This is a genomic window from Streptomyces sp. CGMCC 4.7035, assembly GCF_031583065.1.
GTDB classification, from domain to species: domain Bacteria; phylum Actinomycetota; class Actinomycetes; order Streptomycetales; family Streptomycetaceae; genus Streptomyces; species Streptomyces yaanensis.
Genome location: NZ_CP134053.1, coordinates 2,123,936 through 2,148,779, shown reverse-complemented (window position 1 = coordinate 2,148,779; position 24,844 = coordinate 2,123,936). Strand labels below are relative to the sequence as shown.

Sequence of the window (24,844 nt, the reverse complement as noted above, 5' to 3'; positions counted from 1 at the left end):
AGGAGCTACGACCAGGCCGCCACGAGATACCCCACCCCGTAGGGCGCGTCGTCGTACAGCAACGCACCGGACATGTCCGCGCCCTCGGCGGCGCCCGCGAGAATCTGCCAAGGGGCCCGGCCGCAGGCCTTCAGCTCGTCGGCCAGGTCCGCGTCCAGGGCCTTCAGGGCCGCCACGTCCGCCGCCCCCAGCGCACGCGCGACCTCCGCGTCGAAGCCTTCCGCCCGCTCGTCCAGATAGCCGGGGGCCTTGAGGGTGCGGCAGGCGCTGGCGTCGCCCATGACCAACAGCGCCAGCCGCTCGTCCGGCCCGGCGAGGCCCGCTCCGACCTCGGCGCACCGCTCGGGAGCCAGGGATTCCGCCACGGCGAGCCCCTCGATGGGCGCGTCGGCCCAGCCCAGCCGCCCCAGCAGCCACGCCGCGACGGCGAGCGAGGGCGGAAGCTCGCGTTCCGACGCCGCCGGGTCCGTCCCCTGCGCGCCCAGCCATACCTCGACGTCCACACCGAAGCCGCGGAACGAACCCCACGTGCCCGCCGGGTACGGGCCGGCCCCGCTCTCTGCCGCGGGGCCCACGACCACCAGCCGGTCGGGGCGAGCGGCGGCGAGCACGCCCAGCGCGTCCACACACGCGGCACGGGCGCCGTCCAGCTCAGGGGCGGCACCCGCGGCGACGTCGGGGACGAGCAGGGGCGGACAGGGACAGACGGCTGCGGCGACAAGCATGATCCGCAGCGTAACCCCGCCGGGCGGCGGCACGTCACTCACCGGCGCACCCGCGGAAGATCGTCCCCCGCGCGCTCCCGTCCCGCCACGCGCCGGGTCACACGCGGCGCACGTGGTGCGAGGGTGGCGTCAGTCGCAGCCGCACGCGCCGGCGGTGGCCACGGGCATGGGCTCCGGAACGCCGATCTTCGGCAGACCGAGCATCACGCCCGCCGGCTTGGCGGCCTCGGCCGCGTTGCGCTTCTCCCAGGCGTCACCCGCGCGGGTGCGGCGCACGTTCAGCACGGGGCCCTCGGCGAGGAGGTGGTGCGGGGCGGCGTACGTGATCTCGACCGTCACCACGTCGCCGGGGCGGACCTCCTCCTCGGGCTTGGTGAAGTGGACCAGGCGGTTGTCGGCGGCCCGGCCGGAGAGGCGGTGGGTGGCACCGTCCTTGCGGCCCTCGCCCTCGGCGACCATCAGCTCCAGCGTGCGGCCGACCTGCTTCTTGTTCTCCTCCCAGGAGATCTCCTCCTGGAGGGCGACGAGACGCTCGTAGCGCGCCTGGACGACCTCCTTGGGGATCTGGTTCTCCATCGTGGCGGCCGGGGTACCGGGCCGCTTGGAGTACTGGAAGGTGAAGGCCTGCGCGAAACGCGCCTCGCGGACGACGTGCAGGGTCTGCTCGAAGTCCTCCTCGGTCTCGCCCGGGAAGCCCACGATGATGTCGGTGGTGATCGCGGCGTGCGGGATGGCGGCCCGGACCTTCTCGATGATCCCGAGGTACCGCTCCTGCCGGTAGGACCGGCGCATCGCCTTCAGGACGGTGTCCGAGCCGGACTGCAGCGGCATGTGCAGCTGGGGCATCACGTTCGGCGTCTCGGCCATGGCGGCGATGACGTCGTCGGTGAAGTCGCGCGGGTGCGGCGAGGTGAAGCGGACGCGCTCCAGGCCCTCGATCTCGCCGCAGGCGCGCAGCAGCTTGCTGAAGGCCTCGCGGTCGCCGATGTCGGAGCCGTACGCGTTGACGTTCTGACCGAGCAGGGTGATCTCGGAGACACCCTCGGCGACCAAGGCCTCGATCTCGGCGAGGATGTCGCCGGTGCGGCGGTCCTTCTCCTTGCCGCGCAGGGCCGGGACGATACAGAAGGTGCAGGTGTTGTTGCAGCCGACGGAGATCGAGACCCAGGCCGCGTACGCGCTCTCGCGCCGCGTCGGCAACGTAGAGGGGAACGCTTCGAGCGACTCGGCGATCTCGACCTGCGCCTCCTCCTGCACACGGGCGCGCTCCAGCAGCACGGGCAGCTTGCCGATGTTGTGCGTACCGAAGACGACATCCACCCAGGGCGCCTTCTTCACGATGGTGTCGCGGTCCTTCTGCGCGAGACAGCCACCGACGGCGATCTGCATGCCGGGCCGCTCGGCCTTCTTCGGCGCGAGGCGGCCGAGGTTGCCGTAGAGGCGGTTGTCGGCGTTCTCACGGACGGCACAGGTGTTGAAGACGACGACGTCCGCGTCGCCGTCCGACCCCTCGGGTGCGCGCACGTACCCGGCCTCTTCGAGCAGCCCGGACAATCGCTCGGAATCGTGGACGTTCATCTGGCACCCGTAGGTGCGGATCTCGTAGCTCTTGGGTGCTGGAACGTCCACTACCGGGCTCCGGTCGCTGCTGCTGGTCATGGCTCAAGGGTAGGTGGTTCCAGGAGAGCCCCTGCCCGAGTCCTCGGAGGAGCGGCCCCCTGCGCCGGGGGCCGGGGTCGGACTTGTTGTCGCGTCACCGGTCCAGGCGGGCCGACCTCGAATCGAGTGGCGCAAATCACAACAATTTAGAGATTGCGCAACCTTTAAAGTACACGCATGGATCTTCATGTCGCGACGAAGTGGGAGACCGCGGTACTCGCCGGAGGGCCGGCCGACGGCCTGCGCATGCAGGTCGCGGGTCGACCCTCGGTACTGCAGGTGACCTACCCGTGCCAGGTCGAGAACCCGGCGGACGGTGTCCAGGTGGCGGCGCTGTACGTCTACCGGCGCCAACTCGGCGCCCACAGCGAACCGCTGACGTACGGCTACGACAGCGCCAGCCCCTGACGGAGGCGTTTCAGCGGGTGCCGGCGTTTCAGCGGGTGCCGGTCGACGGCTCGGCCGCGGCCGCCTCCGCGGAGGTCCGGATGGCCGACGGCGTCACCGGGCCGGACCCGGACGCGGCGGGCGAGGGGGCGTTCTCGTCCTTCATCGCCTTCGCCTCGCTCTTGAGGATGCGCATCGACTTGCCCAGCGCGCGGGCGGTGTCGGGCAGCTTCTTCGAGCCGAACAGCACGATGACGACGAGCGCCACGATCAGCAGGTGCCAGGGTTCCAGTCCGTTGCGGAGCATGACCGCGCCCGCCCTTCCTCGCCTCGGTCGAGGGCCTTCCGCCGCTCGCCCGCCCAATGATGGTTGCTATGTTGCGCAACTGTACAACCGAGGCGCCTGAACCTCAGCCACCACTGACCACCGCTCGCCTGCGGCCGCGTTCGTAGCGCGCTCTGACCGCCCGCAGGGCGACCGCGTACAGCGCGAGGACGGTGACGAGCAGCAGGTGGTACTCCAGCGGCAGGGCGGTCATGCCGAGGAGCGCGCCGAGCGGGGTGAGGGGCAGCAGGAGCGCGACGGCGGCGAGGACGGCCGCCGCCCGGCCGACCGGGCCCGGGTCACGGCCCGCTGCGTAGCTCCGACGGGACCGCAGGAGCAGCATCACCAAGGCCTGGGTGAGCAGGTTCTCGGTGAACCAGGCGGAGTGGAACACCGCTTGGTCGTCGAGCGCGTCGGGGCCGTACAGCGTGAGCGCCAGGACACCGAAGGTGGCGAGGTCGGCGACCGCGTTGAGCACGCCGAAGCCGCTGATGAAGCGCAGGAAGTCGCGGGGGCGCAGCACGGTGGGACGGGTGAGCGCCCCGGGTGCGGGGCGGTCGTACGCGAAGGCGAGCTGCGCCGCGTCGAAGCACAGGTTCTGGGCGAGGACCTGGGCCGGGAGCATCGGCAGGAAGGGCAGGAGAAGGCCGGCGGCGAGCATCGCGACGACGTTGCCGAGGTTGGAGGAGAGCGTCACGCGCAGGTACGTGGCGATGTTGCCGCTGCTGTGGCGGCCGGCGGTGACGGCATGGCAGATCGCGGTGAGGTCCTTGTGCGCGAGGACCACGTCCGCGCTCTCGCGGGCCACGTCGACGGCGTCGCGTGGGGCGATGGCCACGTCGGTGGCGTGGAGCGCGGGCACGTCGTTGACACCGTCGCCGAGGAAACCGACGGTGTGCCCGGCCTTGCGGAGGGCGGTGACGATCCGCGCCTTGTCCTCAGGGGTGCAGCGGGCGACGACGGTCGCGGCGAGCTCGTCGGCGGCGCCGGCGGTCCGTACGTCACCGGGGTCGAGACCGAGGTCGCGGCAGGCGCGGGCCGCCGTGCCGGGGTGGTCGCCGGTGAGGACCTTCACGGTGACACCACGGACGGCGAGGTCGCGCAGGGCCTGCGCGGCGGTCGGGGCGAGGGCGTCCCGGAAGGTGACGAAACCGCGGAAGGTCAGCCCCTGTTCGTCGGCGGGGGTGTAGGGACGGCTGCGGGCGGGGCGTTCGGCGGTGGCGACCGCGAGCAGCCGCAGGCCGTCGTCCGCCTCGTGCGCGGCGCGCACAAGCAGCCGCTCCCGCTCGGCGGGTTCGAGCACACAGCGCTCCAGTACGTCCTCGGCGGCGCCCTTGACCACGAGGGTGTGCGTGCCGAGGCGGCCGCGGACCACGACGGTGGCGAGGCGGCGGACCGGGTCGAAGGGCAGGACCGCGACGCCCTCGTACGGTTCCCGGGCGCCGTCGGCCGCGTCCAGGAGCGCCTCGTCGAGGGCGTCCGGGGCGGGCAGGTCGGCGAGCTGGAGGGTCCACCAGGCACCGACGGCCGCCCAGCGCAGGGCGTCGGGCGCGTCCTCGCCGTCGCCGTCCAGGGCCTGTTGGACGACCGGCCGGTCCTGGGTGAGGGTGCCGGTCTTGTCGAGGCACAGCACGTCGACCGCGCCGAGGTCGTGCAGCGCGGGCAGACGTTTCACGATCACGCCGTGGGTGCGGGCGAGGAGTGAGGCACCGCGGGCCAGACAGGTGGTGACGATGACCGGCAGCATCTCGGGGGTGAGGCCGACCGCGACCGCGACGGCGAAGGGGAGCGTCTCCGGGCCCCGGCCGCGCAGGGCCGCGCCCGCCATGAGGACCAGCGGCGGCGTGAGCAGCATGAACCGGATCAGCACCCAGGAGATGCCGTGCACGGACCGGTCGAAGGCGCTCGCCTCGCGCCGGGCCGGGGTGCCGTGGGCCCGCGCCAGGCGGGTCCGCGCTCCCGTGTCGAGGACGAGCGCGGTGCCGCCGCCGGTGGCGACGCTGCTGCCCTGGAAGCAGAGGTGCGGCTGATCAAAGGGGCCGCCGTCGGGCGGCCCGGGCGCGTCGAGTGCGCTCTTGGCGACCGGCGCCGACTCCCCGGTCAGCGCCGCCTGGTGCACGGTCAGGCCGCTCGCCCGCAGCAGCCGTACGTCGGCGGGGACGAGATCCCCGGGCGCGAGCCGGATCACGTCACCGGGCACCAGCTCGGCGGCGGGTATCTCCCGCTCTCGCGGCGACCGGTCCGCGTCCCACCGGCGCACGACGGTCACGGTGGTGGCGACCAGGTCGCGCAGCGCCGCCATCGAGCGGTCGGCCCGGTGCTCGCCGGTGGCGCGCAGGACGCAGCTGACCACGACGAGGGAGAGGATCACGCAGGCGGTGCCCCAGGCGGTGACGGTCGCGGAGACCAGGCCGAGGCAGAGCAGGACGGTGGTGAACGGGTCGCGCAGACCGCGGACGAAGAGACGAGCCCTGGATGTCGTACGGGCCTCGGGGAGCACGTTCTCCCCCAGGTCCGCGAGCCGTGCTTCCGCCTCCGTCTCGGTGAGTCCGCGGGGACCGCTCCCGAGCCGACGCAGATCCTGAAGGGACGTGGGCCCTGTGACGCCGGGGGCGGCAGGCGGGGTCGCCGACGGTACGGCGGTCTCAGAGGCCACGGAGCCGGCGTACCGAGACACTGGTCCGCTCGGCACGGTCGGCGAGCTGACCCACCACGAGACGCACCACGGTCACGACGTCCGCGTCGTCGACGAAGTACACCTGGCGGCGGCCCTCGCGGCGCGAGCGCACGAGTCCGGCGAGCTTGAGCTTGGTCAGGTGCTGGCTGACGGCGGGCAACGCGCCGCCGACACGCTCGGCGAGTCCGGTGACGTCGCTCTCGCCCTGCGCGAGCGCCCACACGATGTGCAGCCGCGCGGCCGAGGCCAGCAGCCCGAAGGCGGCGGCCGCCTCCGCCAGCACCTCGGCGGACGGGTCCTCGAAACCACCGCCACCTGCCGCCACCGTCGCCCTCCCCTTCACGCCCGGTCCTGTCCGTACGAGCCGCCCAGTCTAGGCCTGTGGAGGACGTAGGGCCGACGGGCCGAACGGGCTCCGCTACGCCTCCGAGTGCGTCCAGCCCTGGCGGCGCAGGATCGCCGAGACGTCCGGGGCACGGTAGTGGTCCCCCTTGAGTACCTTCCCGTCGGCCCGGCGGGACACCGAGCCGTCCGGGCCGACCTTGGTCATGTTGGCGCGGTGGATCTCGGCGATCACAGCGTCGAGGTCGATGCCGTGCACGAGTGCCGTGCCGTAGGCGACGTACACGACGTCGGCCAGCTCGTGCGCCAGCCGGTCGAGAGGTCCGGTGACGGAGACCTCGGCGACCTCCGCGGCCTCCTCGGCAAGCAGTTCGCCGCGGTGCGCGGCCAGATCCGGGGACACCTCCGTCGGCACGGTTCGGGCATCGAGGCCGAAGGCGAGGTGGAACTCACGGACGAGGGAGGCGGGAGACGGGGAGGCGGGAGAAGCGGAGGCGGGAGACGGGGAGGCGGGAGACGGGTGCATCCGGTGACCCTACCGGCCGCCCAGCGCCGGTCCTGTTGTGGTGCTCTTGTGACCCCCTGCCCTGGTCAGCGGAGCGTGTGGCCTGGCAGGATCGCGCGCATGCTCCAGGCCCTCCCCCGTATCGGCAGACGCCGCGCGCTGCTGGGCTCGGCGGCCGCGTTCGCGGTCTTCGGGCTGCTGCTGTGGTGGCTCCTGCCGCTCGGCAAGGATTCCCCGAGCGGCACGATCACCTTCAGTACGGGCACCCCGACCGGGGTGTACCAGAAGTACGGCATCCTGCTGCGGAACGCGATCGCCAAGGACATGCCGCGACTGGACGTCCGGCTGCTGAACAGCGACGGGTCGCAGGAGAACGTGCGGCGGGTGGCCACGGGGAAGGCCGACTTCACGATCGCGGCGGCCGACGCGGTGGCGACGTACATGATGGAGAACGAGCCGGGCGCCGACAGGCTGCGCGGCTGCGCACGGCTGTACGACGACTACGTGCACCTGGTGGTGCCGCGCTCTTCCTCCGTGCAGTCCGTGGCGGACCTGAAGGGCCGCAAGGTCGCCGTGGGTCCGGGCGGGTCGGGGGTACGGCTGATCGCGGACCATGTGCTCACCGCGGCCGGTCTCGACCCGAAGAAGGACATCACGCCGCTGTCGAACGGCATCGGGACCATGCCCGAGCTGCTGAAGCGGCACCGGATCGACGCGTTCTTCTGGTCGGGCGGGCTGCCCACCAGCGCGGTCACGCAGTTGTCGAAGAACTTCGCGATCCGCCTGGTGCCGATCGGCAGCGATCTGGTGGCGAAACTGCACGAGCAGGGCGGCGCGTCGCGCTACTACCGGGCGGCGGTGATGCCCGCCGACGCCTACCCAGAGGCCCAGCAGGGCTCCTCCGTGCAGACCGTGGCCGTCGCGAACCTCCTGATGACGCGGGAGGACATGGACGCCGACCTCACCGAGAAGCTCACCCGCGCGGTGATCGACAGTCGCGACCGCATCGGCGCGCAGGTGCACGCGGCCCAGCTGGTGGACCTGCGCACGGCGATCTACACGGATCCGCTGGAGCTGCACGAGGGCGCGCGGCGGTATTACCGGTCGGTGAAGCCGTAGCCTTGGGGCGCCATGACCTTGGGACGCCGTGACCTCGGGGCGCCCCGTGTTCTTGGGGCGCCCGGTGTTCTTGTTCTTGCCGCACTCGGGGGTGCGGTGGCCGTCCCGGGGCTGCGTCCCCAGCCCCCTTCGGCCTGAACGGCCTCGCCCTCAAACGCCGGACGGGCTGTTCTTGCCCGACTGGCCCGAAATGGCGGGGTCGACGTCGACCGCCCGCGGCACCGTCACCGTCACCTTCAGCCCGTGCGGCTCATGGTGCGCGTACGAGATCGACCCTCCGCCGGCCTCCAGCAGAGCCCGCGAGATCGACAGCCCGAGCCCCGACCCCTTGATGTTCTGGTGCGCCGCGCTGCGCCAGAAGCGGTCGCCGACACGGGCCAGTTCCTCGTCGCTGAGTCCGGGGCCGCCGTCGGTGACCACGACCGTGGCGGTGTCGCCGCCCGCCGCGACCTCCACCTCGACGCGCTCCCCCTCGGGCGTGAACTTCACCGCGTTGTCGATGATCGCGTCCAGCGCGCTGGACAGGGTGACCGGGTCGGCCCAGGCGGTGGTGGCCGGACAGTGCCCGGTCAGCCGTACGCCCTTGGCCTGGGCGGCCGGGCCCCAGGCCGCGACGCGCTCGGTGGCCAGCGCACCGATGTCGGTGAGCTGGAGGTCCGCCTCGGCATGCTCGGCGAGCGCCAGGTCGAGCAGGTCGTCCAGAACCTGTGTGAGGCGCTTTCCCTCGGTACGGACCGAGGCGATCTCCTCGTTGTCCTCGGGCAGTTCGAGGGCGAGCAGCTCGATGCGCAGCAGCAGCGCGGACAGCGGGTTGCGCAACTGGTGGGAGGCGTCGGCGACAAAGGCGCGCTGCTGCTCAAGGACGCTCTCGACGTTGTCCGCCATCTCGTTGAACGACCGGGCCAGGCGCCTGAGTTCCGGCGGCCCACCGGCGGCCGCCACGCGGGACTTGAGGCGTCCGGTCGCGATGTCGTGGGTCGTCGCGTCCAGGATCCGTACGGGCCTGAGCACCCAGCCGGTCAGGCGCAGCGCCGCGCCGACGGCGAGCAGCATCGCGGCGATCTCGCCGGCGCCGATGACCAGCCAGCCGTCCAGGGTCTTCGAACGCATCTGCCCGGTGGGCGAGTCGGTGACGACGACCGCGATGACGTCGCCGTCGCGGATGACCGGCGAGGCGACCACGAGCCGGGTGCGCTGCCAGGGCCAGACCTGTTCGGGGTCGTGGCTGCGGCGCCCGAGCAGTGCCTCGTTGAAGGCGTCGCGGCCCTCGCCCTCCTCGGGCAGGTACCAGTTCTCGGGCGCGTTGGCCATGGGTGTGTGGTCGCGGTAGAAGACGCCGGCCTGGATGCCGTACACGCTGTGGTACTTGGCGAGTTCCTTGCGCAGGGTCTCACGGCGCTCGTCCGGGTCGCTGACCCGGGAGCCGCTGGGCCGCTCGGTGACGAACTGGGCGAGCGCCGCGAAGCGCGCGGTGTCGTCGATGCGGTCGACGACCACCCTCTGCTGCTCGGCGGCGGCCAGGCTGACGGCGAGCGGGATTCCGAGCGCGAGCAGCACGGCCGCCATCAGGACGATGAGCAGCGGGAGGAGACGTGTGCGCAACCGGTCCCCGCTACACGGCCGGGGCGACGAGCCGGTAGCCGACGCCGCGTACGGTCTCGATCAGTGCCGGCATGCGCAGCTTGGCGCGCAGGGAAGCGACGTGCACCTCAAGGGTGCGTCCGGTCCCCTCCCAGCTGGTGCGCCACACCTCGCTGATGATCTGCTCACGGCGGAACACCACGCCCGGGCGCTGCGCCAGCAGGGCGAGCAGGTCGAACTCCTTGCGGGTCAGCTGGATCACCGAACCGTCCACGCTGACCTGGCGGGTGGGGAGTTCGATGCGCACCGGCCCGAGGCGCAGCGCGGTCTCGGTGGCGCCGGTGTCGTCCAGGTGCGGGATGCGCCGGCTGACGGCGTGGATGCGCGCGAGCAACTCCCCGGTGTCGTACGGCTTGACCACGTAGTCGTCGGCGCCGAGGTTGAGGCCGTGGATCCGGGAGCGCACGTCGGAGCGCGCGGTGACCATGATCACCGGAGTGCTGGTGCGCTTGCGGATCTTGCCGCAGACCTCGTAGCCGTCCTGGTCGGGCAGGCCCAGGTCGAGCAGGACGACGCCGAAGCCGGCCCCCTCGGGGACCATCGCCTGGAGCGCCTCCTCGCCACTGCGGGCGTGCGTGACGTCGAAGCCGTGCCGGGCCAGCACCGCGGACAGAGCGGCCGCGACGTGGTTGTCGTCCTCGACGAGAAGCAGTCTCATACCGGCTCCCCTCCGGTTCCTGCTGGGCCCTGTGGGCTCTCAGCCTGTACAAGAGCCGACTCTCGCCTTGTACTGGAAAGCGGCATCCACATGAATGAGTGCACCTGCGCGCGTGCACCATGGCAGTCACGCCGATGAACAAGGACGGCGTCAAGAGGGTTCTGGTTGCGGACGGCTTCCGTTATCCAGCCGGTACGCGCCCTGCGCCCGGAAACTACGTCTTGTGTCCGTTCGCTACCGGATTGTGATGCTCAGATCTCCCTCAGATGTAATGACGCTGGTCGTACGGCGTTACTACTGTCCTCCGAAACCGAGCGAGGACGGAGCCAGTCATCACATGACCGAAGTATCGGTGGCCAAGGACTCGGTGGCCGCGACCGACGAACTGGTCGTCCTGAGGAGCGTCAACAAGCACTTCGGCGCGTTGCACGTGCTCCAGGACATCGACCTGACCATCGCGCGTGGTGAGGTCGTCGTGGTCATCGGCCCCTCGGGGTCGGGGAAGTCCACCCTGTGCCGCACCATCAACCGTCTGGAGACCATCGACTCGGGCGAGATCCTGATCGACGGCAAGCCGCTGCCCCAGGAGGGCAAGGAGTTGGCCCGGCTGCGCGCCGACGTCGGCATGGTCTTCCAGTCCTTCAACCTCTTCGCGCACAAGACGGTGCTCGAGAACGTGATGCTGGGCCAGGTCAAGGTCCGCAGAACGGACAAGCAGGCGGCCGAGGAGAAGGCACGGGGCCTGCTCGACCGGGTCGGCGTCGGCACACAGGCGGACAAGTACCCCGCGCAGCTCTCCGGCGGCCAGCAGCAGCGCGTCGCGATCGCCCGCGCGCTGGCGATGAACCCCAAGGTCATGCTCTTCGACGAGCCGACCTCGGCGCTGGACCCGGAGATGATCAACGAGGTCCTGGAGGTCATGCAGCAGCTGGCCCGGGACGGAATGACCATGGTCGTCGTCACCCATGAGATGGGCTTCGCCCGTTCGGCCGCCAACCGGGTGGTCTTCATGGCCGACGGCCGCATCGTCGAAGAGGCCGCGCCGGACCAGTTCTTCAGCAATCCGCGCAGCGACCGGGCGAAGGACTTCCTGTCGAAGATCCTGCACCACTGAGACCCGCAGCGTCGAAGAGCCCACACCACGGCCCGACGCACACACCAGGCCCGACGCTCCGCACCACGGCCCGACGCACACCCCGGGCCCGAACGCGGGCACCAGGCCCGACGACCCGCGCCACCCGCCACCGAAGCCCCGCGCCACCCGCTACGGACGGTCCGCCCGGAACCGCCACCGACGGTCCACCCCGAACCGCGTCCGACGGGCCACGCCCCGGCCACTCGGTCCGCATCTCTTCACCACGCAAAGGATGTTCACCATGAAGCTCCGTAAGGTCACCGCTGCCGCGGCGGTCGTACTCGCCCTCTCCACCGTCGCCACGGCCTGCGGCTCGGACGACAAGAACGACGGAGGCTCTTCCTCCGGCGGCGGCAAGACGATCAAGATCGGTATCAAGTTCGACCAGCCGGGCATCGGCCAGAAGACGCCGCAGGGCTACTCCGGCTTCGACGTGGACGTCGCCACGTACATCGCCAAGCAGCTCGGCTACAACGCGAACCAGATCGAGTGGAAGGAGTCGAAGAGCGCCGACCGCGAGACCATGCTGCAGCGCGGCGACGTCGACTTCATCGCCGCCTCGTACTCGATCAACGATGAGCGCCAGAAGAAGGTCGACTTCGCCGGCCCCTACCTGCTCGCCCACCAGGACGTGCTGGTCCGCGCCGACGACAACAGCATCAAGTCGCCCTCGGACCTGAACTCCAAGAAGCTGTGTTCGGTGACGGGCTCGACGTCGGCGCAGAACGTCAAGGACAAGCTGGCCCCGAAGGCCAACCTGCAGAAGTACCCGACGTACTCGGCCTGCCTGACGGGTCTGCAGAACGGCGCCATCGACGCGCTGACCACCGACGACTCGATCCTCGCCGGTTACGCCTCGCAGGCCGCCTTCAAGGGCAAGCTCAAGCTGGGCGGCTTCAAGATGACGAACGAGAACTACGGCATCGGCGTCAAGAAGGGCAGCGACCTCAAGGCGAAGATCAACACCGCCCTGGAGAAGATGGTCTCGGACGGTTCGTGGAAGCAGGCCGTGGAGAAGAACTTCGGCCCCGCGAACTACAAGTACGAGCCCGCGCCGAAGATCGGCAACATCGTCCAGTAAGCAGGGCCCGACGTGGTGCGCCGCCCTCGGAGGCGGCGCACCGAGGCCTGTCCGACACGCGGAAGCGCGGGACCTCATGTTCGATTTCCTTGATCGCTACGACCTGTTGGGAGCGTTCTGGACGACGGTGCAGCTCACCGTCCTCTCCGCGATCGGCTCCCTGATCTGGGGCACTGCGCTGGCCGCCATGCGGGTCGGCCCGGTGCCGCTGATGCGCGGTTTCGGGGCCGCCTACGTGAACATCGTGCGGAACATCCCGCTGACCGTGATCATCCTGTTCACCTCACTGGGGCTCAACCAGACCCTGGGCATCAACCTCGGCGCCACCGCCTTCGACACCATCAACTTCCGGCTGGCGGTTCTCGGTCTGATCGCCTACACCTCGGCGTTCGTGTGCGAGGCGCTGCGGGCCGGCATCAACACCGTGCCCGTCGGACAGGCGGAGGCGGCCCGTGCGCTGGGGCTGAACTTCACCCAGGTGCTCACGTTGGTGGTGCTGCCGCAGGCGTTCCGCTCGGTCGTGGGCCCGCTGACGAACGTACTGATCGCGCTGACCAAGAACACCACCGTGGCGGCCGCGATCGGCGTCACCGAGGCGGCACTGCTGATGAAGGAGATGATCGAGAACGAGGCCCAACTCCTTCTGATCTCCGCTGTGATCGCCTTCGGGTTCGTGTGTCTGACGCTGCCTACCGGCCTGATCCTCGGCTGGGTGGGCAAGAAGGTGGCGGTGAAGCGATGACTTCCGTCCTCTACGACGCCCAGGGCCCGCGGGCCAAGCGGCGCAACGTCCTCTACACGGTGGTGTTCCTGGTCGCCATGGCCGCGCTCCTGTGGTGGGTGATCAGCAGCCTCAACGACAAGGACCAGCTGGCCTGGGAGAAGTGGAAGCCGTACCTCGGCGGCACGGAGGCCTGGTCGACCTACATCTGGCCGGGGCTGGAGAACACGCTCAAGGCGGCGGCCCTCTCGATGCTCATATCACTGCCGCTGGGTGCGGTCCTGGGCATCGCCCGCCTCTCGGAGCACGCCTGGATCCGGGTCCCGGTCGCGGTCGTGGTGGAGTTCTTCCGGGCCATCCCGGTGCTGGTCCTGATGATCTTCGGCCTCGCCCTGTTCGCCGAGTACACGAACGTCGGCTCGGACGACCGCCCGCTGTACGCGGTGGTCACGGGCCTTGTCCTCTACAACTCCTCGGTGCTCGCGGAGATCGTCCGGGCGGGCATCCTGGCCCTGCCGAAGGGCCAGTCCGAGGCCGCGCTGGCCATCGGTCTGCGCAGGAACCAGGTGATGCGGTTCATCCTGCTGCCGCAGGCGGTCACCGCGATGCTGCCGGCGATCGTCAGCCAGATCGTGGTGATCGTGAAGGACACGGCGCTGGGCGGCGCGGTCCTCACCTTCCCCGAACTGCTGGCGTCCGTGTCGCCGATGAGCTCGTACTACGGCGCCAACACCATCGCCAGCTTCACGATCGTGGCCCTCATCTACATCGCCCTCAACTTCTCGCTGACGACGTTCGCGAGCTGGCTGGAGAAGCGGCTGCGGCAGGGCAAGAAGTCGACCGGGGCGGTGCTGCCTCCGGCGGCGGTCGCGGGGGCGGAATCGACCGGGGTGGCGGCGTAGGAGGAGCCGTCCTCGTCCGGCGGGCCTCTCATTCCTCCTGACGTCTTCTCAGTCCTGTTGCTCCACGGGGGCAGTGGCATGATCGCCACTGCCCCCGTCGCTTGACGCGAACAGCGGCAGTGGGTTGCATACGTTCTGTGATCGTGCACCCTGCTCCAACTTCCTGTTCACATACGTCCCTCAGGACACCGCTCAGGGCAGGGGGCGCCACGCCGTGGACCCGGTGATCATCGTGGGAGCGGGGCCTGTGGGGCTCTCGCTCTCGCTCGCGCTCGCGCGCCAGGAAGTGCCGTCCGTGGTCCTCGACGAGGGGCCGGGCAAGGACGAGCAGCGGGCCGCGCGCACCGTCGTGCTGCGGGAGGACACCGCCGCGCTGATGGAACGGCTGACCGGAGTGGCCCTCGCCGAGCTCGGACTGCGCTGGACGGGATGGCGGTCGATGCGGCGCAAGCAGGTGACGCGGGAGGTCGCGTTCCAGCCGGACGGTACGGAGGAGGAACCCGGAAGCGCCTACGGCCCGGCCGCGGGGCGAGCCACCGAGGATCGCAAGGGCGCGGTCGAGGGGCCCGGCGCCGACGGGGAACCGGCCCCGCTGCACATCGCCCAGCACGTGCTCACCGGCGCCCTGCGGGCCGCCATCGCCTCGGAACGGCTGGTCAAGGTCGCCGTGGAAAGCCGACTGGACTCCCTCGAAAGCGAGCCGTCGGGCGTCACGGCGCACACGCGCGGCCCCCGGGGCACGTGGTGGCGCGGCAGTTACCTCGTCGGCTGCGACGGACCGCGCTCGACGGTGCGCAAGCTGCTCGACATCCGCTTCCCGGGCCGTACTGCCGTGGAGCGGCACGCCGTCGCAGCTCTGCGCACCGAACTTCCCTGGCCCGGCGAGGCGTTGCTGCACCGGATGCCGCCGTGGCGGACGTCGGGGCCCTCGGGCGGCGAGGTCGTGGCGCGTCCCCTGCCCGACGGCGTATGGCGTCTGGACTGGCTGCTGCCGCCGGGCAAGGACCTGGTCACACCGGAGCTGCTGGTGACGCGGGTCCGGGAGACCCTCGCGGGCTGGAACGGGGGCGGCTCCACCCCCGCGTACGACCTGCTGGACACGGGCGTCCACACGGTCCACCACCGGCTGGCCCGCCGTTGGCGCGCCGGCCGGGTCTTCCTCGCCGGGGACGCCGCGCATCTGCTCGGCGCACTCGGCACGCAGGGCCTTGACGAGGGCCTCAGGGACATCGACAACCTCGCCTGGAAGCTGGCGCTGGCCTGGCACCACGGTCCGCACGAGGTGCTGCTTGACAGCTATCAGGCGGAGCGCCGCGCCGTGGTCGCGGCCCGGCTGCGCGCCTCCGACCAGGCGCTTCCGGTGCTGCGCGGCGGCGGGAGCCTGCGTTCGTACGTCCCGGGGTCCGCCCGCGGCCATGACGCGCTGCTCGCGGACGGCCACCTGGGGCGCGGCGCGCTGGGGGCGCCGGGGAGGTACACCACCTCGCCGCTCGCGCCCGCGCACACCGAGTCGGCGGCATCGGTGGACACCGAGCCCGGGGCACAGGTCGTGGATGTGCGGGTGACGGCCGAGGACGGCTCGTTCGTACGGCTGCGGGAACGGCTGGGGCGTGGATCGCTGCTGGTGGTGCTGGTCGCGCCGGGCACGGGCGTGTGGGAGCGCAAGCACTGGGTGTCGGCCGGGATCATGCCCCGGCTGGCGGCGGCGGTGACGGCCCTGCCGCACTCCGCCGAACTCCTGGTGGCCGAGAGCTACCCGGGCGCGGCCCCTCACACGGTCCTCCTGATCCGCCCGGACGGCCATCTGGTCACGGCGCTGAGCGGAGTACGCCCGGCGGACCTGTATGAGGCGGCGGAGGCGACCCTCGGCGGCCCGGCGAAGGAACAGGCCACTGCGGGCGCGGGCTGAGCGGCGAACGCGGGCGTACCAGGCTCGCCGAGCGGCTCGCGAGGGTGCGGTGTATCCGTGCCATACGCACAGTCACCCTGTGGTCCACATAGTGACTGTGAGTTGACCGGTCGGCACCGCCATGGTGTACTCCGGATCGTGACCGACACCTGTGTGCGCCTGTGGCGGAGGGTCCATATGGACCTCGTCCGCTATGCGGGCTGCGTGTGTCGTCCGTCCTGCTGACCTCGTTTCCCTTCACCCGCGCGCGCCGTGCCCGTACCGCTGCGCGCTCCCGTGCGAACGCCTCAGGACGGTACCCGTGTCTGTGTCACCTTCTGTCTCCGTTGTCTCCGCCTCCACTCCGGAGGCCCCCACCCAGGCCGAGCTGCTCGACTTCGTGCGCCGTGCGGCCGCCGACCCGGAGCTGATCGCCTCACTCCCGCTGGACCCCGAGGGCCGTACCTGGGTACGCCTGGAGGGTCCCGGCGGCAGCGAGGCCTGGCTGATCGGCTGGCCGCCCGGCACCGGCACCGGCTGGCACGACCACGCCGACTCGGTCGGCGCCTTCGTCACCGCATCGGGCGAACTCAAGGAGTACTCGCTCGCCGTGCGGCTGCCGGCCGACGGCTGGAAGACCCTGGAGCTCACCGAGGGGGTGGACCGGGAGCGGCGGCTGCCGGCCGGCACGGGCCGCTCCTTCGGACAGCACCATGTGCACGAGGTGCTCAACGAGTCCACCGAGCAGCACGCGATCTCGGTCCACGCGTACTACCCGCCGCTGCCGCAGATCCGTCGCTACAGCCGTACGGGGCAGGTACTGCGTCTGGAGCACGTCGAGCGTCCGGAGGACTGGCAGTGAGCTTCACACCCGAAGGCCCCATAGGCATCGACGAGCTGCTGGAGCGGGTCCGCGAGGGCCTCGACCGGGTCGAGGTCGCGGAGGCGTACGAGGCCGCGCTGGCCGGCGAGGCCCTGCTCGTGGACATCCGGTATGCGGCCCTGCGCGACCGTGACGGACTGATTCCCGGCGCCCTCGTCGTCGAGCGCAACGAACTGGAGTGGCGCCTCGACCCGCAGGGCAGCCACCGCGCCGCCGAGGCCACAAGTCACGACCTGCGCGTGGTGGTCGTCTGCAACGAGGGCTACGCCTCCAGCCTGGCCGCCGCCTCTCTGCGCCAACTCGGCCTGCACCGAGCCACGGACCTGGTGGGCGGCTTCCAGGCCTGGAAGGCGGCGGGGTTGCCGGTGACGATGACGGCGTAGTCCGCGCCCTAAAGGGGCGCGGGGAACTGCGCGACCAGCCACGACGCACCCGCAGGTGGCACGCCGGACTTCCAGCGGAGCGCTTGGGCGCGGGCGTCGGGCAGCCTCCGGCGGTTCAGAACCCCTCGCCCTCCAGCCCCTCGGTGTCCTCCCCCTCCTCCTCCAGGGCCTGGCGGACCACCCGCAGGGCCATTCCCTCGGAGTAGCCCTTGCGGGCGAGCATGCCCGCAAGGCGGCGCAGGCGTTTGTCGCGGTCCAGGCCTCGCGTCGCGCGCAGCTTACGGGCGACGAGATCGCGCGCGGTCGCCTCCTCCTGCTCGGCGTCGAGCTGCCCCACCGCTTCGTCGATCAGCGTGGAGTCCACGCCCTTCGTCCGCAGCTCCCGCGCGAGCGCCCGGCGGGCCAGGCCCCGGCCGTGGTGCCGGGACTCCACCCAGGCGTCCGCGAAGGCGCTGTCGTCGATCAGGCCGACCTCCTCGAACCGTGACAGCACCTCGTCCGCCACGTCGTCGGGGATCTCCCGCTTGCGCAGGGCGTCCGCGAGTTGTTTCCGGGTGCGCGGAGTGCCGGTGAGCAGGCGCAGACAGATCGCCCGCGCCCGCTCGACCGGGTCCCCCGGGAGCTCCCCCTTCTCGGCCCTCGACGAGAAGGAGGGGCCTCCGTCCTGTGGGCCGTCGGCCGCTTCCCCGACACCGCGCCGCCGGCCTCGCCCCCGTCCCCCGCGCGCCCCGACGCCGGGCGGCATACCGTCGCCGTTCTCACCCCCGTCGCCGCGCACGGTGCCGTACGCCCCGTCATCGTCCCCGACGGGCCACCCGTCGCCCCGGCTCCCCCGCCCCTGCGGAGCGACGGGCTGGGCGTACTCGGCCCAGTCGGTTCGTCGCGCCATGGGCTAGCTCTTGGCCGCCGGGGCCTTGGACTTGGCGGCCTTGGCCGCCGGGGCGGCCGTCTTGGCGGCGTCCTCGGCCTCGGGCTTGACGCTCGACGCGTCGGCGCCCGGCTCGGCGGTGGGCTCCTCGGGGCGAACACCCACGCCCAGCTTCTCCTTGATCTTCTTCTCGATCTCGTTGGCGAGGTCGGGGTTGTCCTTCAGGAAGTTGCGGGCGTTCTCCTTGCCCTGGCCGAGCTGGTCGCCCTCGTACGTGTACCAGGCACCGGCCTTGCGGACGAAGCCGTGCTCCACGCCCATGTCGATCAGGCCACCCTCGCGGCTGATGCCCTGGCCGTAGAGGATGTCGAACTCGGCCTGCTTGAAGGGCGGGGCGACCTTGTTCTTGACGACCTTGCAGCGGGTGCGGTTGCCGACCGCCTCCGTGCCGTCCTTCAGGGTCTCGATGCGGCGGATGTCGATGCGCACCGAGGCGTAGAACTTCAGCGCCCGGCCACCGGTCGTGGTCTCCGGCGAGCCGAACATCACGCCGATCTTCTCGCGGAGCTGGTTGATGAAGATCGCGGTGGTCTTCGACTGGTTGAGCGCGCTGGTGATCTTCCGCAGGGCCTGGCTCATCAGACGGGCCTGCAGACCCACGTGGCTGTCGCCCATCTCACCCTCGATCTCCGCGCGCGGGACGAGCGCCGCGACGGAGTCGATGACGATGAGGTCGAGCGCGCCGGAGCGGACCAGCATGTCCACGATTTCCAGCGCCTGCTCGCCGTTGTCCGGCTGGGAGAGGATCAGGTTGTCGATGTCGACGCCCAGCTTGCGCGCGTACTCGGGGTCGAGGGCGTGCTCCGCGTCCACGAAGGCGACCTGGCCGCCGGCCTTCTGGGCGTTCGCCACCGCGTGCAGGGTCAGGGTCGTCTTACCGGAGGACTCCGGTCCGTAGATCTCGACGACACGGCCGCGCGGCAGGCCACCGACGCCGAGCGCCACGTCGAGCGCGGTAGACCCGGTCGGGATGACCTCGATGGGCTCCTTCGACCGCTCGCCCATGCGCATGACCGCGCCCTTGCCGAATTGCCGTTCAATCTGTGCGAGCGCGGCGTCCAGCGCCTTCTCGCGGTCGGTTCCTGCCATGGGTTCCACCCGGTTTGCTTGAGTCGATCGCTTCACGTCAAAGACGCTAACGCCTGCCACTGACAATGCGCCCCGACGCCCGTCCGGCCTGTGGATAACTCGGGCACTTCTCCATGAAAACCGCGTCGAAATCCCCGCCGAGAGCCCTGCCGGAGCCTCCATAAGAATGGATGTTCGATTTTCGTGTCAAGCGCACCCCGTGGCTGCTTCCGGGGGTGTACGGCAGGAGCCTTCGACCGTACGACGACCGCGCGGTCCGTCGCGTCGAGGCTGTCCTCATGGACCGTGATGCAATCCACACCCCGCCCGTCATCGCTCCGGCGCTGTCGGCCGAGACCGCCACCGACCTGCGCCCCGGCGGCCGAACGGGCGCTTCGGCGAGCACCTTGTGGCATGCCGCCCGCCCCTCCGAACGCCTCGGCTACGCGACCGGCGCCGTCCTCGCACTGTCCGGCCTCGCGCACCTGCTGGTGTTCGCCGTCGACGGAGGTCCCTGGTACGGCCCCGTCTCCTGGCGCAAGCCCGTCACCTTCGGGCTCTCCTTCGGGCTGACGCTCATCGCGGTCACCTGGGTGACGTCGTACCTGCGCGCCGGCGCGCGGACGCGTGCCGTCCTGCTCGTCGTGTTCGCCGCCGACTGCGTCGTGGAGGTCGCGGGGATCACCGTTCAGGCGTGGCGCCACGTGCCCTCGCACCTCAACACGGGTACGCCGTTCGACACCGTGATCGCGATGACGCTCGCGGTGGGCGGCGGTGTCCTGGTCGTCGTGCTCTCGGCGTTCGCCGCCGCCGCGTTCCGGCACCGGCCCGACGGACCGCTGGGCATGCCGCTCGCGCTGCGCTCCGGGTTCGCGATCCTGATCGTCGCGCTGCTGTCGGGCGCCGTGATGATCGCGCGCGGGGTCGTGCTGTCCCGCACCGGGCATCAGCAGGCGGCGTACCACTCCACGACCCCGCTCAAGCCTCTGCACGGGGTGAGCCTGCACGCGGTGCTGGTACTGCCCGCACTGGCCTGGCTGCTGTCCCGCACGTCCTGGAGCGACGCCACGAAGCAGCGGATCGTCCACGCCGCGGTGGGAACCTACGCGGCCGCCGTGCTCGGCGCGGGGGTATGGGCGGCGCTCACCTGGTGACTCATCCCCCGACCCGTCTGGTGACGCACCCCGTGACTCACCTTGTGAGGCGGGGGAACACCCGCCGCAGGCGCGCGGTGAGGCTGTCCGATCCCCGTGTCCGGTGCCCCTGGACACGGGGATCGTCCGTGACGTCGTACCGCTTCACGTACGCCCCCAGGAAGGCCTGCAGCGTGGCGACCGCCGGGATGGAGATCAGCGCTCCCACCGCACCGAGGAGGGCGGTGCCCGCGATGACCGACCCGAAGGCGACCGCGGGGTGGATGTCCACCGACCTCGCGGTCAGCTTGGGCTGCAGCATGTAGTTCTCGAACTGCTGGTAGACCACGACGAAGACCAGCACCCACAGCGCGTACCAGGGGGCCACCGTGAAGGCGATCAGCATCGGCAGGGCGCCCGCGAGATAGGTGCCGATGGTCGGGATGAACTGCGAGACCAGGCCGACCCAGACGGCGAGCACGGGCGCGTACGGAATGCCCAGCGCCACCAGCAGGACGTAGTGCGCTATGCCCGAGATCAGCGCCATCAGGCCGCGTGAGTAGAGGTACCCGCCCGTCTTGTCGACGGCTATCTCCCACGCGCGCAGGACCTCGGCCTGCCGGGCGGGCGGCAGCACGGAGCACAGCGCCCGCCGCAGCCGCGGCCCGTCGGCGGCGAAGTAGAACGAGAACAGCGCGATCGTCAGCAGCCGGAAGAGGCCGCCCAGGACCTGCGCGGAGACGTCGAGCACGCCGGTGGCGCTGTTCTGGACGTACTTCCTGAGCCAGTCGGAGTGGACCAGGCTGTCCTGCACGTCCACGCGTCTGAGGTCGGTGTGGAACGTCGTGTTGATCCAGCTGATCAGGGAGTCGAGGTAGTCCGGAAAGCCCTCGACCATCTTGACGATCTGGCCCGCGAGCATCGAGCCGAGCAGCGTGACGAACCCGGCGACGGCGACCGTCAGGCCGAGGAAGACCAGGAAGGTGGCCAGCCCCCGGCGCATGCCACGAACGGCCATCCGGCTCACCGCCGGCTCGATGGCGAGCGCCAGGAAGAACGCGATGAGTATGTTGATCAGCAGCCCGGTGAGCTGGTGGAACGCCCAGCTGCCGAGCTGGAACACGGCGACGAGGGCGAGGGCCAGCACCATGGCGCGCGGCAGCCAGCGCGGCATGCGGACGCTCGGCACGGCGCCGGTACCCGCCGGGGGCGGGTCGGGCGGTGTCGGGCCGAACGGTGATTCCTGCTGGGGGACCTGCGCGGTCTCATCTGTCGAGGACACGGGGCAAGTCTCGCCCACGCCACCGACATTCGGCGATTGCCTGCGGATCTTCGTGGCCCTTCAGCGCTTGTCGTACGGAATGTTCACGGCCGTGCACACCGCGCGCCACACGTCCTTGGCCTCCCAGCCGGCGTCCAGCGCCTGGTGCACCGTGCGCCCGCCGAGCTCCGACATCACGTGATCGCGCGCGAAGGTGTCGGCGTACCCCTCTCCGAAGTGAGCCGCCATCCGCTGCCAGAAGACCGTCAACCGCATGACTCCAGTATCACGCTCCTGAGAGTGGGCCCGGGCCGGGACCGCTTGTCGAGAACGCTTTCCGTCCTACGGTCTGATCCATGGCCGAATCCGGAGCATCCCCACTCCCCCCTACGCCCTCGGCGCGCTCCCCGCTGTCCCGCGCCGAGCAGTTCATCTGGCTCACCGCGCGCGTGCTGGAGCAGCGCCGCTTCGCGTACCACTTCCTGGGCGGCGCCGCCGACCCGGTGGAGACCGCGCTGGCCGCCTACCGCAATGCGGACGAGGGATACGGTCACGCCCTCGAACCCGATCTGCGTGGTCCCGTCAGCCAGCCCCTGCACACCGCGCACGCGCTGCGCGTCCTCGACTCGATCGGTCGCTGCGGCGGGCAGCGGGTGGAGCGCGTGTGCCGCTATCTGACCGCCGTCTCGACGCCGGACGGCGCGCTTCCGGCGATCCATCCCAGCCAGCGCGGCTATCCGGCGGCCCCCTTCGTGCCGGTCGTCGACGACCCGCCGAGCGACCTTCTCGCCACGGGTCCCGTGGTGGGCCTGCTGCACCGCAACGAGGTGTGGCACGCGTGGCTGTTCCGGGCCACCGACTTCTGCTGGCAGACGGTCGAGTCCCTGGAGAAGTCGCATCCGTACGAGATCGAGGCAGCCGTGGCGTTCCTGGACTCGGCACCCGACCGCCCGCGCGCGGAGGCGGCCGCGGACCGCCTGGGGCGTCTGGTGCGCGAACAGCGGCTCGCGGTCCTGGATCCGAACCGCCTGGAGGCGTATCCGGTCGCCGCCGGGTACGCGCCCGGCGAGCACCACTTCCCGTACGACTTCGCGCGTACCCCGGACTCCCTCGCGCGCGCGTGGTTCACCGACGAGGAGATGGCACACGCCCTGGACTTCCTGGCGGCCGCGCAGCAGGAGGACGGCGGCTGGCCGATCCTCTGGCGCCAGTGGGCTCCGGGCACCGCCCTGGAATGCCGCCCCATGGTGACCATCGAGGCGCTGCGCACTCTACGGGCGTACGGACGAGCCATCGGCTGACGGGGACGGGCACGGCGGGAGCGTGCATCGCCGGACAGACGGGGACGGGCGTCCGGTCAGCCCGTCATCGCGCGTACCCCCGCCGTCGCCACGACCGCCGCGGCGACGACGAGCAGGAACGGGGCACGCAGGAGCAGTGCCAGGGCCGCCGCGGCGAGCCCCGCGGTCCGGGCGTCCAGCACCAGGGCGCGGCCGTCGGCGAAGGTCTGCTGGGCCGTGAGGGCGGCCAGGAGGGCGACGGGCAGCAGGGCCGCGAGCCGCTGGACGAGCGGCCGCTCCAGGAGCCCTTCGGGGACCAACAGTCCGACGAGTTTGACCGCGTAGCAGCCGACGGCGGTCACGCCGATCGCGATCCAGATGTTCAACGCTCCTCCCTCCGTGCGTCGTTGATCGTCTTCTTGGGCTCGCCCGCACCGCGGCGGCGCCCCTCCAGGTAGAGGACGGCCGGCGCCGCCAATGCCGCCGCCAGGACCGGTACGCCGGCGGGCAGAACCGGCAGCAGGCCGAGCCCCAGCACCACTGCGGCGCCCGCCACGACGCGCTCCCTGGCGCTCTTCAGCATCGGCGCGAGCAGCGCCAGGAACACCGCCGGCCCGGCGGCGTCCAACCCCCACACGTCGGTGTCGCCGATGGCCTGCGCGCCGACGGCCCCCAGGAGCGTGGTCAGGTTCCACAGCACGTAGAGGGCCAACCCGGTGACCGTGAAGCCGATCCGGACGCTCCGCCGCGTGGGCTGGGCCAGCGCGACGGCGGCCGTCTCGTCGATGACCCACTGGGCGGCAAACGGCCGCACCGCGCGCGGGAGTGCCAGCAACTGCGACAGACGCAGCCCGTAGAACGCGTTCCGCACACCCAGGAAGAAGGCGCCCGCGGCCGCCGTGAACGGGTTGCCCCCGGCCGCGAGCGCGCCCACGAGGGCGAACTGCGATGCGCCGGTGAACACCAAAAGGCTGAGCGCACAGGTCTGCAGCAGCGTGAGACCACTGCCGGCCGAGGTCACCCCGAAGGCGAAGCCGGACAGCCCTACGGCGACCCCTACTCCTAGGGCGTCCCGGACGACGGCGGCGTCCGGCTTGCCGTCGTCTTCCCCGTGTACGTCTGCGAGAGCGGTCTGTTCTGCCACGCCCCGGACGGTACGAGCAGCCGCTCCCGCGGGTCTTGTACGTTCTTGCGCCCCGGGGTGCGCGGCCCGTCGCTCCTGCGCTCGCGCTGGTACGCCCCGGGAGGCACGCCGACGATGCGCGTGAAGTGGCGGTTGAGGTGCGGTTGGTCGGTGAAACCGACCGCGGCGGCCGCCCCCGCGGGCGCGATGCCGGCGTCCAGGAGGTGCCGGGCCCGGCGGACGCGGGCGTCGGTGAGCCAGGCGTGCGGCGGCATGCCGTAGGTGTCGCGGAAGGCGCGCAGCAGGGCGAAGGGGCTGGTGCCGAGGTCGGTCGCGAGCCGTTCCAGGGTCGGGGGCTCCGCCATCCGCTCCTCGAGCACGGCACGCGCGCGTGCGGCTGTCCGGGCGCCGGCGGTGCGCACGGCGCGCTGCGGCATCGGCCCGCCGTTGAGCCGCAGCAGCCGGGTCACGGTGACCCGCAGCAGGGTGTCGGCGGCGAGCGCGTTGCCCTCGTCCGCGGCCCGGAGCACCTCGTGGACCAAGCCGGCGGCATAGGGATCCTCCAGCACCGGACTGGCGAAGCCCGGGGTGCCGCGCAGGGCTGTGGTCTCGGCGGCGATCTCGGCCACCAGCTCCGGCGAGGGATACACGGCCCCGTACCGCCAGCCCTCGGGGCCGTCGGCCCGGCCCGTGTGCGGGGTGTCGGGGTTGACCAGCGCAAGGGCGCCCGGGCCCGCATACTGGTCGGCGCCGCCGTGGTGGAAGACCTCGACGCCGTCGGCGATGGCCGCGATCACGAAGTGCTCATGGGTGTGCCGCACAAAGGTCTTGCGGATGTAGCGGGCCCGCAGCAGGTCGACACCGGGCAGTTCCTCGTACTGCCAGTGCCGCGCCCGCTCACCGGAAGCTGCCATGGCCCCATTCTGTGCCACGGCCGGGCGGACCCTTCCGCGCCCGCCGCTGCTTCTCCCTGCGTTTTCGCAGGTCGGAGGCATTGTCAGTGGGCGGGTGCAGGATGGA

27 protein-coding genes are annotated in these 24,844 nt (G+C 71.3%); 12 read left to right on the top strand and 15 right to left on the bottom strand.

Annotation, left to right across the window (positions count from 1 at the left end; all coding sequences use genetic code 11):
• Window positions 1-5: 5 nt before the first annotated feature.
• Together Q2K21_RS09025 and miaB are read right to left on the bottom strand one after the other, a co-directional pair.
• Entirely contained in the window at window positions 6-725 is a 720-nt protein-coding gene (locus Q2K21_RS09025) for a class III extradiol dioxygenase subunit B-like domain-containing protein (protein WP_310768522.1), read from the bottom strand.
• Window positions 726-854: 129 nt separating this feature from the next.
• Entirely contained in the window at window positions 855-2,384 is a 1,530-nt protein-coding gene (gene miaB / locus Q2K21_RS09020) for a tRNA (N6-isopentenyl adenosine(37)-C2)-methylthiotransferase MiaB (RefSeq protein ID WP_310768519.1), read from the bottom strand.
• A gap of 177 nt (window positions 2,385-2,561) precedes the next feature.
• Here miaB and Q2K21_RS09015 point away from each other — a divergent pair, with 177 nt between their 5' ends.
• The gene (locus Q2K21_RS09015; protein WP_310768516.1) at window positions 2,562-2,792 is read left to right on the top strand and encodes a hypothetical protein; all 231 of its coding nucleotides are present in this window, start codon (window positions 2,562-2,564) and stop codon (window positions 2,790-2,792) included.
• Between the two features lie 28 nt (window positions 2,793-2,820).
• On the opposite strand, the gene tatA is transcribed toward Q2K21_RS09015, so the two are convergent.
• The 4 genes from tatA to Q2K21_RS08995 all read right to left on the bottom strand — a co-directional run bounded on the left by tatA (window position 2,821) and on the right by Q2K21_RS08995 (window position 6,641).
• Complete coding sequence (gene tatA / locus Q2K21_RS09010) at window positions 2,821-3,078, bottom strand: Sec-independent protein translocase subunit TatA (protein WP_310768513.1); 258 nt, start codon at window positions 3,076-3,078, stop codon at window positions 2,821-2,823.
• A gap of 103 nt (window positions 3,079-3,181) precedes the next feature.
• Window positions 3,182-5,752: a magnesium-translocating P-type ATPase gene (gene mgtA, locus Q2K21_RS09005; RefSeq protein WP_310768511.1), complete on the bottom strand. Its 2,571-nt coding sequence runs from the start codon at window positions 5,750-5,752 to the stop codon at window positions 3,182-3,184.
• A complete protein-coding gene (locus Q2K21_RS09000) occupies window positions 5,742-6,098 on the bottom strand; it encodes an ArsR/SmtB family transcription factor (protein WP_310768508.1) in 357 nt (118 codons plus the stop codon). Before Q2K21_RS09000 ends, mgtA begins: the two co-directional genes overlap by 11 nt.
• A gap of 93 nt (window positions 6,099-6,191) precedes the next feature.
• The gene (locus Q2K21_RS08995) at window positions 6,192-6,641 is read right to left on the bottom strand and encodes a pyrophosphohydrolase domain-containing protein (RefSeq protein ID WP_310768506.1); all 450 of its coding nucleotides are present in this window, start codon (window positions 6,639-6,641) and stop codon (window positions 6,192-6,194) included.
• A 99-nt stretch (window positions 6,642-6,740) separates the two neighbouring features.
• Here Q2K21_RS08995 and Q2K21_RS08990 point away from each other — a divergent pair, with 99 nt between their 5' ends.
• On the top strand, window positions 6,741-7,739 hold the full coding sequence (locus Q2K21_RS08990) for a TAXI family TRAP transporter solute-binding subunit (protein WP_310768503.1): 999 nt from the start codon (window positions 6,741-6,743) through the stop codon (window positions 7,737-7,739).
• A gap of 150 nt (window positions 7,740-7,889) precedes the next feature.
• Here the strand turns inward: Q2K21_RS08990 and Q2K21_RS08985 are convergent, their stop codons facing one another.
• On the bottom strand, window positions 7,890-9,341 hold the full coding sequence (locus Q2K21_RS08985) for a sensor histidine kinase (protein ID WP_310768500.1): 1,452 nt from the start codon (window positions 9,339-9,341) through the stop codon (window positions 7,890-7,892).
• 10 nt (window positions 9,342-9,351) lie between these two features.
• Window positions 9,352-10,038, bottom strand: a complete 687-nt coding sequence (locus Q2K21_RS08980) for a response regulator transcription factor (protein WP_310768496.1) — start codon at window positions 10,036-10,038, stop codon at window positions 9,352-9,354.
• Window positions 10,039-10,375: 337 nt separating this feature from the next.
• Between Q2K21_RS08980 and Q2K21_RS08975 the strand changes: the two genes are divergently transcribed.
• From Q2K21_RS08975 to Q2K21_RS08945, 8 genes are all read left to right on the top strand, one after another.
• Window positions 10,376-11,152 carry an amino acid ABC transporter ATP-binding protein gene (locus Q2K21_RS08975; protein WP_310768494.1) on the top strand — a complete coding sequence of 259 codons (777 nt, stop codon included), beginning with the start codon at window positions 10,376-10,378 and terminating at the stop codon, window positions 11,150-11,152.
• A gap of 262 nt (window positions 11,153-11,414) precedes the next feature.
• Window positions 11,415-12,254: a glutamate ABC transporter substrate-binding protein gene (locus Q2K21_RS08970; RefSeq protein ID WP_310768491.1), complete on the top strand. Its 840-nt coding sequence runs from the start codon at window positions 11,415-11,417 to the stop codon at window positions 12,252-12,254.
• A 76-nt stretch (window positions 12,255-12,330) separates the two neighbouring features.
• Entirely contained in the window at window positions 12,331-12,996 is a 666-nt protein-coding gene (locus Q2K21_RS08965) for an amino acid ABC transporter permease (RefSeq protein ID WP_310768486.1), read from the top strand.
• Window positions 12,993-13,877 (top strand): amino acid ABC transporter permease, encoded by an 885-nt coding sequence (locus Q2K21_RS08960; protein ID WP_310768483.1) that lies wholly within the window; start codon window positions 12,993-12,995, stop codon window positions 13,875-13,877. Before Q2K21_RS08965 ends, Q2K21_RS08960 begins: the two co-directional genes overlap by 4 nt.
• Before the next feature lie 214 nt (window positions 13,878-14,091).
• Window positions 14,092-15,786 (top strand): FAD-dependent monooxygenase, encoded by a 1,695-nt coding sequence (locus Q2K21_RS08955; RefSeq protein WP_310768480.1) that lies wholly within the window; start codon window positions 14,092-14,094, stop codon window positions 15,784-15,786.
• Window positions 15,787-15,843: 57 nt separating this feature from the next.
• Entirely contained in the window at window positions 15,844-16,011 is a 168-nt protein-coding gene (locus Q2K21_RS35720; RefSeq protein ID WP_399043552.1) for a putative leader peptide, read from the top strand.
• Window positions 16,012-16,087: 76 nt separating this feature from the next.
• Entirely contained in the window at window positions 16,088-16,627 is a 540-nt protein-coding gene (locus tag Q2K21_RS08950; RefSeq protein ID WP_310768477.1) for a cupin domain-containing protein, read from the top strand.
• Window positions 16,624-17,031: a rhodanese-like domain-containing protein gene (locus tag Q2K21_RS08945; RefSeq protein WP_310768474.1), complete on the top strand. Its 408-nt coding sequence runs from the start codon at window positions 16,624-16,626 to the stop codon at window positions 17,029-17,031. The genes Q2K21_RS08950 and Q2K21_RS08945 overlap by 4 nt, the downstream gene beginning before the upstream one ends.
• Window positions 17,032-17,146: 115 nt before the next feature.
• Here the strand turns inward: Q2K21_RS08945 and recX are convergent, their stop codons facing one another.
• Window positions 17,147-17,920, bottom strand: coding sequence for a recombination regulator RecX (gene recX, locus Q2K21_RS08940; protein ID WP_310768469.1), 774 nt, complete (start codon window positions 17,918-17,920; stop codon window positions 17,147-17,149).
• A gap of 3 nt (window positions 17,921-17,923) precedes the next feature.
• Window positions 17,924-19,048: a recombinase RecA gene (gene recA / locus Q2K21_RS08935; RefSeq protein WP_310768465.1), complete on the bottom strand. Its 1,125-nt coding sequence runs from the start codon at window positions 19,046-19,048 to the stop codon at window positions 17,924-17,926.
• A 278-nt stretch (window positions 19,049-19,326) separates the two neighbouring features.
• Here recA and Q2K21_RS08930 point away from each other — a divergent pair, with 278 nt between their 5' ends.
• The gene (locus Q2K21_RS08930; protein ID WP_310768460.1) at window positions 19,327-20,181 is read left to right on the top strand and encodes a hypothetical protein; all 855 of its coding nucleotides are present in this window, start codon (window positions 19,327-19,329) and stop codon (window positions 20,179-20,181) included.
• 37 nt (window positions 20,182-20,218) lie between these two features.
• Here Q2K21_RS08930 and Q2K21_RS08925 read toward each other — a convergent pair whose 3' ends face one another.
• A complete protein-coding gene (locus Q2K21_RS08925) occupies window positions 20,219-21,442 on the bottom strand; it encodes an AI-2E family transporter (RefSeq protein WP_310768458.1) in 1,224 nt (407 codons plus the stop codon).
• Between the two features lie 60 nt (window positions 21,443-21,502).
• Window positions 21,503-21,697, bottom strand: a complete 195-nt coding sequence (locus tag Q2K21_RS08920; RefSeq protein ID WP_310768455.1) for a DUF3046 domain-containing protein — start codon at window positions 21,695-21,697, stop codon at window positions 21,503-21,505.
• A gap of 80 nt (window positions 21,698-21,777) precedes the next feature.
• On the opposite strand from Q2K21_RS08920, the gene Q2K21_RS08915 reads away from it, so the two are divergent.
• On the top strand, window positions 21,778-22,722 hold the full coding sequence (locus Q2K21_RS08915) for a hypothetical protein (protein ID WP_310768452.1): 945 nt from the start codon (window positions 21,778-21,780) through the stop codon (window positions 22,720-22,722).
• Between the two features lie 56 nt (window positions 22,723-22,778).
• Here the strand turns inward: Q2K21_RS08915 and Q2K21_RS08910 are convergent, their stop codons facing one another.
• The 3 genes from Q2K21_RS08910 to Q2K21_RS08900 are packed head-to-tail and all read right to left on the bottom strand — an operon-like array spanning window position 22,779 to window position 24,738.
• Entirely contained in the window at window positions 22,779-23,087 is a 309-nt protein-coding gene (locus Q2K21_RS08910) for an AzlD domain-containing protein (protein ID WP_310768448.1), read from the bottom strand.
• Window positions 23,084-23,845: an AzlC family ABC transporter permease gene (locus Q2K21_RS08905; RefSeq protein WP_310768444.1), complete on the bottom strand. Its 762-nt coding sequence runs from the start codon at window positions 23,843-23,845 to the stop codon at window positions 23,084-23,086. Before Q2K21_RS08905 ends, Q2K21_RS08910 begins: the two co-directional genes overlap by 4 nt.
• Complete coding sequence (locus tag Q2K21_RS08900) at window positions 23,764-24,738, bottom strand: AraC family transcriptional regulator (RefSeq protein ID WP_310768441.1); 975 nt, start codon at window positions 24,736-24,738, stop codon at window positions 23,764-23,766. Before Q2K21_RS08900 ends, Q2K21_RS08905 begins: the two co-directional genes overlap by 82 nt.
• Between the last annotated feature and the right edge of the window lie 106 nt (window positions 24,739-24,844).